General features: G+C 61.3%; 11 protein-coding genes and 3 pseudogenes. 11 read left to right on the top strand and 3 right to left on the bottom strand.

Features of this window, described 5'->3' with window-relative positions; all coding sequences use genetic code 11:
- From VFE81_RS14935 to VFE81_RS14910, 6 genes are all read left to right on the top strand, one after another.
- Positions 1-933: sugar ABC transporter substrate-binding protein (locus VFE81_RS14935; RefSeq protein WP_325045334.1), on the top strand; the 933-nt coding region annotated here is incomplete at its 5' end.
- Positions 934-1,152: 219 nt separating this feature from the next.
- Positions 1,153-2,088, top strand: a complete 936-nt coding sequence (locus VFE81_RS14930; RefSeq protein WP_325045333.1) for a sugar ABC transporter permease — start codon at positions 1,153-1,155, stop codon at positions 2,086-2,088.
- Positions 2,089-2,123: 35 nt separating this feature from the next.
- The gene (locus VFE81_RS14925; RefSeq protein ID WP_325045335.1) at positions 2,124-2,957 is read left to right on the top strand and encodes a carbohydrate ABC transporter permease; all 834 of its coding nucleotides are present in this window, start codon (positions 2,124-2,126) and stop codon (positions 2,955-2,957) included.
- Entirely contained in the window at positions 2,954-3,655 is a 702-nt protein-coding gene (locus VFE81_RS14920) for an HAD family phosphatase (protein WP_325045332.1), read from the top strand. Before VFE81_RS14925 ends, VFE81_RS14920 begins: the two co-directional genes overlap by 4 nt.
- Positions 3,656-3,830: 175 nt before the next feature.
- A complete protein-coding gene (locus VFE81_RS14915; protein ID WP_325045331.1) occupies positions 3,831-4,940 on the top strand; it encodes a sn-glycerol-3-phosphate ABC transporter ATP-binding protein UgpC in 1,110 nt (369 codons plus the stop codon).
- A 69-nt stretch (positions 4,941-5,009) separates the two neighbouring features.
- Positions 5,010-5,306 (top strand): DUF1330 domain-containing protein, encoded by a 297-nt coding sequence (locus tag VFE81_RS14910; protein WP_325045330.1) that lies wholly within the window; start codon positions 5,010-5,012, stop codon positions 5,304-5,306.
- A gap of 69 nt (positions 5,307-5,375) precedes the next feature.
- Here VFE81_RS14910 and VFE81_RS14905 read toward each other — a convergent pair whose 3' ends face one another.
- The 3 genes from VFE81_RS14905 to dalD all read right to left on the bottom strand — a co-directional run bounded on the left by VFE81_RS14905 (position 5,376) and on the right by dalD (position 9,490).
- Entirely contained in the window at positions 5,376-6,323 is a 948-nt protein-coding gene (locus VFE81_RS14905; RefSeq protein WP_325045329.1) for a sugar-binding transcriptional regulator, read from the bottom strand.
- Positions 6,324-6,401: 78 nt separating this feature from the next.
- Positions 6,402-7,883 (bottom strand): xylulokinase, encoded by a 1,482-nt coding sequence (gene xylB, locus VFE81_RS14900; RefSeq protein WP_325045328.1) that lies wholly within the window; start codon positions 7,881-7,883, stop codon positions 6,402-6,404.
- A 194-nt stretch (positions 7,884-8,077) separates the two neighbouring features.
- Complete coding sequence (gene dalD, locus VFE81_RS14895; RefSeq protein ID WP_325045327.1) at positions 8,078-9,490, bottom strand: D-arabinitol 4-dehydrogenase; 1,413 nt, start codon at positions 9,488-9,490, stop codon at positions 8,078-8,080.
- A 386-nt stretch (positions 9,491-9,876) separates the two neighbouring features.
- Here dalD and VFE81_RS14890 point away from each other — a divergent pair, with 386 nt between their 5' ends.
- The 5 genes and pseudogenes from VFE81_RS14890 to VFE81_RS14870 all read left to right on the top strand — a co-directional run bounded on the left by VFE81_RS14890 (position 9,877) and on the right by VFE81_RS14870 (position 13,601).
- Entirely contained in the window at positions 9,877-10,857 is a 981-nt protein-coding gene (locus tag VFE81_RS14890) for an AraC family transcriptional regulator (RefSeq protein ID WP_325045326.1), read from the top strand.
- A 113-nt stretch (positions 10,858-10,970) separates the two neighbouring features.
- Positions 10,971-11,147, top strand: a pseudogene (locus VFE81_RS14885) (LacI family transcriptional regulator); the annotation flags it as partial.
- Positions 11,147-11,440, top strand: a pseudogene (locus VFE81_RS14880) (ABC transporter permease); the annotation flags it as partial. The pseudogenes VFE81_RS14885 and VFE81_RS14880, both read left to right, overlap by 1 nt.
- A gap of 38 nt (positions 11,441-11,478) precedes the next feature.
- Positions 11,479-11,730: pseudogene (locus VFE81_RS28980) on the top strand (alcohol dehydrogenase catalytic domain-containing protein); the annotation flags it as partial.
- Positions 11,731-12,731: 1,001 nt separating this feature from the next.
- A complete protein-coding gene (locus tag VFE81_RS14870) occupies positions 12,732-13,601 on the top strand; it encodes a hypothetical protein (protein ID WP_325045325.1) in 870 nt (289 codons plus the stop codon).
- Positions 13,602-13,744: the final 143 nt, after the last annotated feature.

Here is a 13,744-nt window from a genome sequence, read left to right as displayed (position 1 = left end):
TTGTACGCGCTGCCGTTCTACGTCGAAAGCTCCATGACGTATTACCGCAAGGATCTGTTCGCGGCCAAGGGCCTGAAGATGCCCGATCAGCCGACCTACGACCAGATCGCGCAATTCGCCGACAAGCTCACGGACAAAGCTAACGGCATGTACGGCATCTGCCTGCGCGGCAAGGCCGGCTGGGGCGAAAACATGGCGTACGCGACGACGGTGGTGAACACCTTCGGCGGCCGCTGGTTCGACGAAAAGTGGCAAGCGCAACTGACCTCGCCGGAATGGAAGAAGGCCATCACGTTCTACGTCGATCTATTGAAGAAAGACGGCCCTCCGGGAGCGAGCTCGAACGGCTTCAACGAAAACCTCACGCTAATGTCTTCGGGCAAGTGCGCAATGTGGATCGACGCAACGGTGGCCGCCGGCATGCTCTACAACAAGCAGCAGTCGCAGATCGCCGACAAGGTGGGCTTTGCGGCGGCGCCGATCGCCGTCACGCCGAAGGGTTCGCATTGGCTGTGGGCGTGGGCACTGGCCATTCCGAAGTCGTCGAAGCAGGCTGACGCGGCGAAGAAGTTCATCGCGTGGGCCACGTCGAAGCAGTACATCGAACTGGTTGCGAAGGATGAGGGCTGGGCTTCGGTGCCGCCGGGAACACGACATTCGACCTACGCGCGCCCTGAGTACAAGCAGGCTGCACCGTTCGGCGACTTCGTGCTGAAGGCAATCGAAACGGCGGATCCGGATCACCCGACGCTCAAGCCGGTGCCGTACACCGGTGTGCAGTTCGTTGGCATCCCTGAATTCCAGTCGTTCGGCACCGTGGTCGGTCAGAGCATCTCCGGCGCGGTTGCCGGTCAGATGACGGTCGATCAGGCACTGGCCGCCGGGCAGGCAACGGCGAACCGCGCCGTGCAACAGGCCGGTTATCAGAAATAAGCCGACCTGCAGGCACTGTAACGTAACGTGAACCGCGCCGGCTGACGCCCGTCAGCCGGCTCACGCAGCACAGCGGGCCGTCCTCGTCACTCATTTGCCGCTCATTTGCCGCTCATTTGCCAATTACGCGCCGCGGCATCACAGGCGTCGCGGTGAGTGATACGGCTAAGGCGGTGTCTTCGTCGGACAGCCCGCGCATTACCGAACAGGTGGTCAATCATGCGTCCTCTGCGCCTACCTCTCATGCATGCCCAACCCCAGACAGAAAAAGAACGCGAAGTCCGCAAAGCCAATTCCGCCCGCTGGCTGGTATCGCCCTCGGTTGCGGTACTCGTACTGTGGATGGCGATTCCGCTGGCGATGACGATCTGGTTTTCGTTCTCGCGCTACAACCTGCTGAATCCGGATCTCAAAGGCTTCGCAGGATTCGACAACTACAAATATCTCGCCACCGATCCGTCGTTCGGACCGTCGATCGGGCACACGCTCGAACTGATCATCTCGGTACTGGTGATCACGGTGGTCGGCGGCGTGCTGATGGCGATCCTGTTCGATCGTAAGTTCTACGGTCAGGGCATCGCGCGGCTGCTGGCGATCGCGCCGTTCTTCGTGATGCCGACGGTCAGCGCGCTGATCTGGAAGAACATGATCCTGCATCCGGTGTATGGCCTGATCGCACAGGGCATGCGCGCAGTCGGCATGCAGCCGATCGACTGGTTCGCCGACTATCCGCTGACGGCGGTGATCATGATCGTCGCGTGGCAGTGGTTGCCGTTCGCGTTCCTGATTCTGTTCACCGCGATCCAGTCGCTCGATCAGGAACAGAAGGAAGCGGCGCGCATCGACGGTGCGGGTCCGTTCTCGATGTTCTTCTACATTACGCTGCCTCACCTGAAACGGGCGATTGCAGTGGTGGTGATGATGGAGACGATTTTCCTGCTGTCGATCTTCGCCGAAATCTATACGACCACAGGCGGCGGTCCGGGCACCGCGACCACCAATCTGTCGTACCTGATCTATTCGCTGGGCCTGCAACAGTTCGACGTCGGTCTCGCTTCGGCAGGCGGCATTCTGGCTGTCGTGCTGGCTAACATCGTGTCGTTCTTCCTTGTGCGGATGCTCGCGAAGAACCTGAAAGGGGAGTACGAAAAATGAGCCACGTTGCCTCTACACCGGCGTCCACGGCGCCCATGACTGTGCCGGCCAAGTCGCCGTTCGCTGCGATTCGCCGCGGTATTCCCGGCGTCATTGCATGGCTGGTCGCGCTCCTGCTGTTCTTTCCGATCTTCTGGATGACGATCACCGCGTTCAAGACGGAGCAGCAGGCGTATTCGTCGTCGCTGTTTTTCGTCCCGACGCTCGATAGTTTTCGCGAGGTATTCGCGCGCAGCAATTACTTTTCGTTCGCGTTGAATTCGGTGCTGATTTCGGTCGGCGTCACGGTGCTGTGCCTGATTCTCGCCGTGCCGGCCGCCTACGCGATGGCGTTCTTTCCGACGCGCCGCACGCAGAAGGTGCTGCTGTGGATGCTGTCGACCAAGATGATGCCGTCGGTCGGCGTGCTGGTGCCGATCTATCTGTTGTGGAAAAACACCGGCTTGCTCGATACGGTGTCGGGTCTGGTGATTGTCTACACGCTGATCAATCTGCCGATTGCCGTGTGGATGTCGTTCACGTACTTCGCCGAAATTCCGCGCGACATTCTCGAAGCAGGACGGATCGACGGCGCAGCGACGTGGCAGGAAATCGTCTACCTGCTGATGCCGATGTCGTTGCCGGGACTCGCCTCCACCTCGCTGCTGCTAGTGATCCTGTCGTGGAACGAAGCGTTCTGGAGCATCAACCTGTCGAGTTCGAACGCTGCGCCGCTGACGGTGTTCATCGCTTCGTATTCGAGTCCTGAAGGTCTGTTCTGGGCGAAGCTCTCCGCTGCATCGCTGCTTGCGGTCGCACCGATCCTGATCGTCGGCTGGCTGTCGCAGAAGCAACTGGTGCGCGGCCTTACGTTCGGGGCGGTCAAATGACGGCAGGCACGGCTGTAAGTAGCTTCGCGCTGATCTGCGATTGCGACGGTGTGCTGATCGACAGCGAAGCCGTGGCGGCGCGCATGCTGGTGCACGAACTCGAAGCGCGCTGGCCGGATACCGATGTTGAACCAGTGGTGCTGCCGCTGCTCGGCTTGCGCATCGAGAAGGTGTTGCAAGGCACGGCGGCGCAACTCGGCAGGAGCCTCAGCGTCGCGGATATCGAGGCGATCCGTCAAGCGGTGGAAGCGGCGGCGATGCAGGCGCCGGCAGTCGTTGGAATCGAGGCTGCGCTCGCGCAGGTGCCGCTCACCAAAGCATGCGCGAGCAACAGTTTCCGGCCGTATGTGGAGAACGTGCTGGCGCGCACGGGCCTCGTGAAGTTCTTCGGCGATCGGCTCTTTTGCGCCGATGCGGTGCCGAATCCGAAGCCCGCACCCGATGTCTATCTCGCTGCAGCGCTTGGTGTCGGCCTCGCGCCGTCCGCCTGCCTCGTGGTGGAAGACAGCGTGACGGGCGTGACGGCGGCGACCGCGGCGGGCATGACAGTGCTGGGCTTTATCGGCGGCGGTCATGCGAGCGATGCCCAGATCGATGCATTGCATGCAGCAGGCGCGCGTCACGTTTTCGACGACATGCTGCAGTTGCCGGAACTGGTCGCGCAATGGACGCTGAGCGCGACGGCCGCGGCGCCCTAAGCGCGGCAGGTCAAAGCAGATGAACAACGAATGAGCAGGTTCTGAATCGCACATAGAGAAGCGAACCAACGCAGCTGTTGAAGACATGGAAGCAACGGATCTAACCTGAGCAACCGACGCAGCTGAAGCACCGTTAGCACCGTTAGTAACGCACAGCAATACACGGAGACACATCATGGCAAGCGTAACTCTGCGCAACATCAGAAAAGCCTACGACGACAACGAAGTGATGCGCGACATCAACCTCGACATCCTGGACGGCGAATTCGTCGTATTCGTAGGCCCGAGCGGTTGCGGTAAATCGACGCTGATGCGGATGATCGCCGGCCTCGAGGACATCAGCGGCGGCGATCTCACCATCGACGGCACGCGGGTGAACGACGTGCCGCCCGCCAAGCGCGGCATTGCGATGGTGTTTCAGTCGTACGCGCTGTATCCGCACATGACGCTGTACGACAACATGGCGTTCGGCCTGAAACTCGCCGGCACCAGGAAGCCGGAGATCGACGCCGCCGTGCGCAACGCAGCGAAGATTCTGCATATCGACCATCTGCTCGATCGCAAGCCGAAACAGCTCTCAGGCGGTCAGCGCCAGCGTGTTGCAATCGGCCGCGCGATTACGCGCAAGCCGAAGGTGTTCCTGTTCGACGAACCGTTGTCGAATCTCGACGCCGCGCTACGCGTGAAGATGCGCCTCGAATTCGCACGCTTGCATGACGAGTTGAAGACCACGATGATCTACGTGACGCACGATCAGGTCGAAGCCATGACGCTGGCCGACAAGATCGTCGTGCTGTCGGCGGGCAATGTGGAGCAGGTCGGCAGCCCGACCATGCTGTATCACGCGCCGGCCAATCGTTTCGTCGCCGGTTTTATTGGTTCACCGAAGATGAACTTCATGGAAGGCGTCGTGCAATCGGTGACGCACGACGGCGTCACGGTGCGCTACGAAACCGGCGAGACACAACGTGTCGCGGTGGAGCCGGGCACGGTGAAGCAGGGCGACAAGGTCACCGTCGGCATTCGTCCGGAGCATCTGCATGTGGGTACGACAGACGACGGCATCTCGGCGCGCACTATGGCGCTCGAATCGCTCGGCGACGCAGCGTATTTGTATGCAGAATCGAGCGTTTCGCCGGATGGCCTGATCGCGCGGATTCCACCGCTCGAACGGCATGCGAAGGGCGAGACGCAAAGGCTCGGCGCCACGCCGGATCACTGTCATTTATTCGACAGCGAAGGGAAAGCATTCCAGCGTAAGATCGTCGAAGTGCTGGCCGCGTGAGTAATTGATTAGGAAAGCGGCGGGCGCGCCGCTTTCCGCTCAGTCACATTCCCGCACCAGGAAACGCTCATGCCCGCCTACGTCGTCATTACGCGCGAGAAAACACTCGACCCCGCCAAACTCGAGGAATACAAACAGGATGCGCCGGCCATCTTCGAGCAGCATCCGGTGATGATGCTGGCCAGTCACGGACGCAGGGAAGTGGTGGAAGGCCCGGCGATCGAAGATATCCTGATTCTCGAATTCACGGGCTATGACGAAGCGCTTGCGTGGTTCCGCAGTCCGGCATATCAGGCGGTCAGCGAGACGCGCCGACGGGGCGCAGACTATCGCATCATCATCACGGAAGGCTTGCCGGTGTTGTAAGGCGGCGATGCGCTGCCGTTAGCCATACACAGTCATACACAGCCATTAAGCCGCCATCCTTCGCCGCGCTCAGGCTTCGAGCGCCGCCCGTGCACACAGCTCGTCGGTCACCAGTCCCGACAGCCAGCCGCCTTTGAGCACCGCGATCAGCGCTTCGCGCTTGCGCGCGCCACCGGCAAACCCGATGGTGGGCCGCGGCGGCGGGGCGTCGAGCGCGATGCTGGTGACACGCCGGCCAGTCGGCGATTCGACGTGCGCGCCGGCTGAATCGATCGGCAGGCCGAGCATTTCGGCCACCGCACCGTTCTGTACCAACTCTGTCACTTCCGCGGACGTGATAAAGCCGTCTTCGTGCAACGGACAGTGCGGCCCGATATTGCCGATGCCGACGAACGCGACATCCGCCTTGGCCGACAGCGATTCGACGATGCGGTAAAGCCGGTGATTGCACCACTGCGCGCGCTCGGCCTCGCTATCGGCGAGCAACGGCGCGGGCAGCAGAAAATACTTGCCACCGGTCTTCTCGGAAATGTGCAGCGCGACGTCGTAGCGGTTCGAGGAGCCGTCCTGGGCGATCGCCCCGACCATCGATACCAACCGATGCTGCGGACGCTCCAGCTGGGCGATCTGATCGACCGCGGCCTTCAGCGTACGGCCGCTGCTCACGGCGACCACCATCGGCTTTTCTTCGCTGAGATAGCGTTCCATGACCTGCGCGCCGGCCACGGCCAGTTTGCGGTCGACCTCCTCCGACGTATCGCTGTCGATCGGTACGACTTCGCACATGCTCAGGCCGTAGCGCTTCGAGAGTTGATCGGCGAGCGAAAGACAGTCGGCCAGTTTGTGATCGACGCGCACGCGAATCAGATTCTTCTCGACAGCGAAGGCGACCAGGCGCTGCGCGACCGGGCGTGACACCTGCAGTTTCTCGGCGATCTCGTTCTGGGTATTGCCGGCGACGTAGTAAAGCCACGCGGCGCGGGTAGCAAGATCTAATTTTTCTGTGGACTTGGGCACGGTGACGGTTCGCTTGAAGTGCGCCGATGATAGCAGCCGGTCTCCGCCTCTCAGCGGGAACCGGCTGCGGCTTGCCGGTCAGGCGAGCGGTTGCCGCGCGGGGTCGAACAGCGGCCGCACGTGGCGGTAGAGCGCGCGATACGCTTCGAGCCGGTTGCGTAGTTCGGCGTGTCGTTGCGGGTTCGGCGTGAACTCCTTTTCGATCGGTGGCTTGGTCAGCACCTTGGCCGGGTCGCCGCCTGCGGCCAGCCAGCCGAGGCGTGCCGCGCCGAGCGCCGCACCGGTTTCGCCGCCGCCGTGCTTGCGGGTGGCGGTGTCGAGCGCATCGGCGAGGAGTTGTGCCCAGTAGTCGCTGCGCGCGCCGCCGCCGAGCAGAGACAGCGCCTTCGCTTCGGTGCCGGCTGCGCGCAATGCGTCGAGGCCGTCGGTGAGTGCGAGCGTCACGCCTTCGAGCACCGCGTAGCCGAGCAACGCGCGATCGGTCGCGTGATTCATGCCGAAGAACACGCCTTGCGCGTACGGATCGTTGTGCGGCGTGCGTTCACCGGACAGATAGGGCAGAAAGAGCGGGGCGGTGGTCAACGCATCTGGTGGCAGCGCCTCGATTTCGGCGAGCAGGGTCGGTTCGTCGGTGGAGGTGAGTTTGCAGACCCAGCGCAAGCAACTTGCCGCCGACAGCACCACGCTCATCTGATGCCAGCGATCCGGAATCGCGTGACAGAACGCGTGCACCGCGGAAGCAGGGTTCGGCCGGAAACTGTCGCCGACCACGCACAACACGCCTGAGGTTCCGAGTGAGACGAAGCCGTCGCCCGGTTGCGTCGCGCCGATGCCGATCGCACTCGTAGCGTTGTCGCCACCGCCGGCCGCGACGATCACGCCGTCGCTCAAACCGAACTCGCGCGCCACCTCGGGAAGCAGGGTGCCAGACGGCTCGCTGCCTTCGCACAAGCCGGGCATCTGCGCGCGAGTCATGTTGCAGGCGGCCAGCAGCGAATCGGACCAGTCGCGTTTGGCGACGTCGAGCCACAGCGTGCCGGCTGCATCCGACGGATCGGATACCTTGCCGCCGGTCAGTTGCAGGCGCAGGTAGTCCTTCGGCAGCAGCACACAGGCGGTCTGCGCGAAGATGTCCGGTTCGTGACGCGCAACCCACAGCAGCTTCGGCGCGGTGAAACCAGGCATCGCGAGATTGCCGGCCACGGTGTGCAACTCCGGCGCGCGCTCGGTCAGCTCCGCGCATTCCTTGTCGCTGCGCATGTCGTTCCACAGGATCGCGGGGCGCAATACGCGGTCCTGCGCATCCAGCAGCACGGCGCCGTGCATCTGCCCAGAGAGGCCGATACCGCGAATCTGCGCGAACTCGTCGGGATGTCTGGCGCGCAACGCGGCCAGCGCCGTGCGCGTGCCGGCCCACCAGTCTTCGGGATTCTGTTCGGCCCAGCGCTGATGCGGGCGCGAAACGGTAAAGGGTGAGCCTGCGGTGCCGATCACGCGTCCATCGGACGCAAGCAGCAGGACTTTCACTTCGGACGTGCCGAGGTCGATGCCGAGATACATGGGCGCGAAACCTTCGTCGTTAGGGATGCGCTACTTTAGCCGCAAGGGCCAAGCGGTGCCATGCGCATTAAGCCTGGCACCGGCGTGGTTCGATGCTGCGCGGTGCGCGGCGCTGAGTGACACGATGTCCGTTGCCGCCGGTGTACGCGCGCCACATTGCGGCGACGCTGGGCGCCGTCGCACGGGTCTGCGGGTCAAGCCGCGCCGCGTTTGGCCAGCCACACGTCGACGCGCGCCAATGCGCCCGCCAACGCCGATTCCAACTCCGGTGTCTGTGCCATGCTGCCCCATAGCAGCTGGTCTGCGGCGAACGCCTGCAACGGATCGGGCGCGCTAAAGAAACCCCGGGCGACGCGCTCGTCCATCACGCCATCCTGATACGCATACGGGAGCGCTCCGGCGTTCCAGCGTTCGAGGAACCGGAAGAACAGTGCCGGCAACATCGCGGTCGCCGCCGGTGTGACGCCGCGCTCGAAGCATTCGGCGAGCGTCGGCGCGATAAAGCCCGGCAGCTTTGAAAAGCCGTCGGCCGCAACGCGCTGGTTGGTGTCCTGGATATAAGGATTGCCGAAGCGTTCGAGCACCACGTCGCGATAGCGTTCGAGATCGAGCGGGCTCGGCGTGAGGCACGGAATCACGTCTTCGGTCACGTAGTCAAAGGCGAATTTGTTGATGTCCGGATCGAGCGTGCCTTCGTGAATGTAGTTCAGTCCGACCAGCGTGCCCGCCCACGCAATGCAGCTATGCGGTGCGTTGAGAATGCGGATCTTCGCTTCCTCGTAAGGCAGCACCGAGTCGACCAGTTCCGCGCCGACCTTTTCCCACGCGGGGCGTCCCGCGATAAAGCGGTCTTCGATCACCCATTGGATGAAGGCTTCGCCCATCACCGGGCAGGCATCGTCGACGCCGGTGGCGGCTTTCACGCGTTCGCGCACGTCGGGTGTGGGGCGTGGCGTGATGCGGTCGACCATCGAACTTGGGCACGCGGTGTTGTCGTCGAACCATTGCGCCAGTTCGTCCGCGCCACGCCGTTCGAGAAACTCGCTCATGCCCGCATGAAAACGCTCGCCGTTGCTGCGCAGGTTATCGCAAGTCTGGAGCGTGACCGGGCCGGCGCCGCGCTTCATGCGCGCGTCGAGAATCGCCGCGAGCGCGCCGTAAATCGTGGTGTGGCCGCCTTTCAGGTCAATCGCGAGATCGGCGTTTTCGGTGTCGAGTTCGTCCTGCTCGTCGAGATAGTAGCCGCCTTCGGTGACGGTAAACGCAATGATCTTGCAGGCCGGATCGGCGCCCGCTTCGATCAGCGCATCGAGACTCTCGGTCCACGGCACCACGCGCTCGATCGAACGAATCGTCTCGTATGCGCGCTCGCCTTGCGGCGTGACGGTCTCGAGCGTATAGACGCCGTTTTGCGCGGCGAGCGCTTCGAGCACCGCATTCATGTCGCTGCGGATATTGCCGACCGTCAGCGTCCAGTGCGGCTCACCCGCCACTTTCGCCTCGGTCAACCGATGGAGATACCAGGCCTGATGCGCGCGATGAAACGATCCCGCGCCGATGTGCAGGATCACGTGTGCGGCCGCGCCGCTGCCTTGCCCGCTGTTCATGTGCGTCTCCTGAATGTTTCGATCGCACGGCTTGGAGCGTGCGTTTTTTCTCGAGGGTAGAGCATTTGCTCTGTCTGTGAGCGAATGATCGTACCCGGCGAAACGAATGTCAAGGCGACGTAAGCGGCTTTTCGTGGCGCGGCGCGGCGTGGCGGGACTTTCGGCGCGACTGGCGAGCCGTCCGCGCGTTATGGGACGCGTCTCGCGGTGCGTATTGCATTGCATCAAATTTGACTTTCCCCGCGCCAGGACTCACCCGAATGCAAAAAAGTATCGGTCCGCGGGTTCATTTCTAGTGGTGGACAAGGCTTTTGAGGACTACTTTTCGCTATACAAGATGAAGCTCAGCGGCACCCGCAACACGCCGCTTCATGGAGGGAGACGCGATGCAACCCGATCTGGAACTCGTTGCCTTACGGCGCGACGAATCGTTCAAAGTGTGGTCGCACGGCTATCCGTATCGCACGGTGCGTTGGCACTTTCATCCGGAATACGAAATCCATCTGATCGTGGCGACGACCGGCAAGATGTTCGTCGGCGACCATATCAGTAGCTTTGTGCCTGGCAACCTCGTGTTGATGGGGCCGAACCTGCCGCATAACTGGGTCAGCGACGTGCCGGAAGGCGAGACGATTGCGCAGCGCAATCTGGTCGTTCAGTTTGGGCAGGAATTCGTGTCGAGTTGCATGGGCAGCTTCCCGGAGTGGCGCCAGGTCGAGGCGCTGCTCGCAGACTCGCGCTGCGGCGTGTTGTTCGGCGCGCAGACGAGTGCGGCGATCCAGCCGCTGTTCCTCGAATTGCTGGCCGCGCGCGGACTGCGTCGACTCGTGTTGTTCATGTCGATGCTCGACATCCTGATGGATGCCGGGGATCGCGAGACGCTTGCGAGTCCCGCCTATCAGGCGGACCCGACAGGGTTTGCGTCGACTCGCATCAATCACGCGCTGTCGTATATCGGCAAGAACCTGTCCAACGATCTGCGCGAATCGGATCTGGCGCAACTCGCCGGGCAAAGCGTCAGTGCGTTCTCGCGCTATTTCCGCCGCCATACGGGACTGCCGTTCGTGCAGTACGTGAACCGCATGCGCATCAACCTCGCATGCCAGTTGCTCACGGACGAAGAACTGAGTGTCACCGATATCTGCTTCAAGGCGGGCTTTAACAACCTGTCGAATTTCAACCGGCAGTTCCTCGCGGTGAAGGGCATGGCGCCTTCGAAATTTCGCCGCTATCAGCAACTGAACGACGCGAGCCGCGACGCCTCCGAAGAAGCGGCCGCGCGCGGCGCGGGCATCGACGATGCACCCGCGATCGTGCTTGCGCCAGGTTTGCCACGCACCGCTGCCGCTGCTTATCCACCGACGTAGTCCTCATCAAGCTTTAAGCCGAAGCGTTTCACTTCACCCGCGTTTCAACGCCTATCGCGCTGTCCCTGGACAGCGTGAGGGACGTGCTCATCTCATCTCATCGAACAGTTTTAATAACGGAGACAACCATGACGCAATCCACTTCAAAGCAGGCATAGTTGAAGACCTTCGCGCGCAGCACGGCAGCTCTCGCGACGCTCGCGTTCGGCCTGTCGTTCATCACGGCGCCGGCTGCACAAGCCGCGCCGCTGAAGATCGGCATGACGTTTCAGGAACTGAACAACCCGTACTTGCCGGTTTGACCTCCGCGTTCGCCGCCATTGTGTTGACCGCACGCTTGATGAGCAGCCAGCCGAACGCAGGTGTTGGCTTCGAACTCGACGCCATCGCCGCCGTGGTGATGGGCGGCACCTCGATCTCCGGCGGACGCGGCTCGATTATCGGCACCTTGATTGGCGCGTTGCTTCTGGGCGTATTGAACAACGGACTGAATATGGTCGGTGTGAATCCGTATGTGCAGAACGTGATCAAGGGCGGAATTATTTTGCTGGCGATTTACATCAGCCGCGACCGCAGAAAGTAACTCTCCACTGACTTCCTCTTTTTAAGCAGGACCATGCAATGACTCAGTCCACTGAATCCACTCAATCCGATCGGCAGGACATGACGGCGATCGTCTGCCACGCACCGAAAGACTATCGCGTCGAACAGGTGTCGAAACCCAAGGCGCGTGCGCATGAACTGGTGATTCGCATCGCCGCGTGCGGCATCTGCGCGAGCGACTGCAAGTGTCATTCGGGCGCGAAGATGTTTTGGGGCGGCCCGAGCCCCTGGGTCAAAGCGCCGGTGATTCCGGGCCACGAGTTCTTCGGCGCAAACGGCCAACCACTCACTTTCCTACTTACCAACGGACAGTGGAAAACCTCCAGCTTCAGTGGGCTCGCTCTCGCTCAGAACAGATCCGGATGGGTTTTGACGGACCTAACGACAGACACCGTTGAGTCGTATTCGGCACAAGGCGTCCTGCTGTCCGAAACAACACGCACCGGTTTCACCCGAACGCTTTCCTATGACGGCGCGGGGCGGCTCACGGCCATCAACCAGCGTGCGGAAGGTGCAGCTCCGAAGTATGAGTTGTTGTCGATCAAGCTTGAGTACGATACGTTAGGCCGGATCTACCGCATGACGGACCCAAGCGGCGGCCTTACGCAATACGGTTATGACGGAAGCAGTAACCTCGTATCTGTCACATGGCCCGATGGTTACGTGCGCCGTTACATCTACGACGACTCGCGCTTCAAAAACGCACTAACCGGTGTGATTGACGAATCCGGTTCACGGATCGCAACGTGGACATACGATGTGAGAGGGCGCGCTATCTCAGCAACGCACCCGGATACGACGCAGAACGTCCAGTTCACCTATGGCAACGGTTCAACGACGATGTCCTGGGCGGATGGTTCGGGCACGGTTAACTTTGCGTCAGTCGCCGGCATGTTGCGCGTGACCGGTGGCAGTACAACCGATGGCACCGAGAGCCGGACGTTGGATACGAGCGGGAACCTGCTGCAAAAAAATGCGCCGGACGGAAGTGCGGCATATTCGTACGATGCTTCGGGCCGACCGGTTCGCGCTGCGGTGAGTAGTTCTAGTGGCACGGTGATAACGTCGGTGCGTTATGCCGATTCGGCAAGCCTGCATCCGTCACTTGTCGCAACCCCTGGCAAGATGCGTGCGTTCGTGTATGACGCCAACGGCAACGTTACCGGATACAGCGAGTTCGACACATCCGACGCAACGGGCGCAAGCGGCTTCGATGCAGTTGCCGCAGGGAACAAGTTGCAGTCGGCGCACGCTATGACGCTAACAACCGATTGGCGCAAGCAACGGTATATGTCAATGGCGTAAAAACCGAAGACTGGTATTACTTTTCTGACTCCACGGGCAACATAAACACGGCTCAGGACATTGTTTCGGGTTGGCTGTTCGGGACGCAGGAGCGCGACGCGTCGAACCGTGTAACAAGAGCTACCGGGAATTACCGTGAAGCACGCTTCGCGTATGACAAACGCGGACGCGTCAGCCGGTTCACGTACAACGAAGATGCAGCCGCACCGACGGCGGGTCTGAAGCGTTTCCTGACTGTGGATTACAGCTATACGCCTGATGGTCGTGTGGCGAGTCGGACAGGCACGGTGGCGAAGAACGGCGGTACCGCACAAGCGATATCCAGTGAAGAGATTGATCAGTGGATTAGTAACTACGAGACCGGCGCTGATCCTGTCGGGCCCCCCGCCAATCTCTCTGGCTCGCGTAGCCTTTTAAAGGCGGACGCTCCAGCGACAATCACACCGGTGTGCACGGAGTGTTATGTTTTCACGAAGGCCAAACTGGCATGGAAACTGTTTTATCGCGGGCTTACCATCACCCAGACAGGTCAACCTGTTCGAGGTGACGTGCCTGAGCTGCAAATAGCGGCGCAGGAGCAGGTGCCGTTTCCAGTTCTGATACCCGAACAGAGCGGTCAGTCGAAGCGCGCGATGCTATATGCCCAACTTTTCCAAAACAATGATGACGCCGATTCGGGTTTCGTTAAGTGCAGTTATGGTCGCCCTGCGACAAAGCGTTGTCGGGAGGTGCGTGAGAGGTGCATTGACAAATGCACGCTGCCGACCCCCGCAAGGAACGATGGGCGGAACTATCACAAATGTCTAACTATGTGCTTGTATGATAACGACTGTTAAGGCATGTCGTTATACACAACGTCGCTGTCGCGCCACGACAGCGAGAAAGCTCGTTTACTTTCAATGACATAGAGCAGCGCTTGTAAACTGTCGGCATTTCGCGTTTACTCTCCGCTTTTGAGCGGACGCCTTGGTCACCGAAT

The organism is Paraburkholderia sp. (assembly GCF_035656215.1).
GTDB lineage: Bacteria > Pseudomonadota > Gammaproteobacteria > Burkholderiales > Burkholderiaceae > Paraburkholderia.
This window is presented reverse-complemented; position numbering and strand designations above follow the sequence as displayed.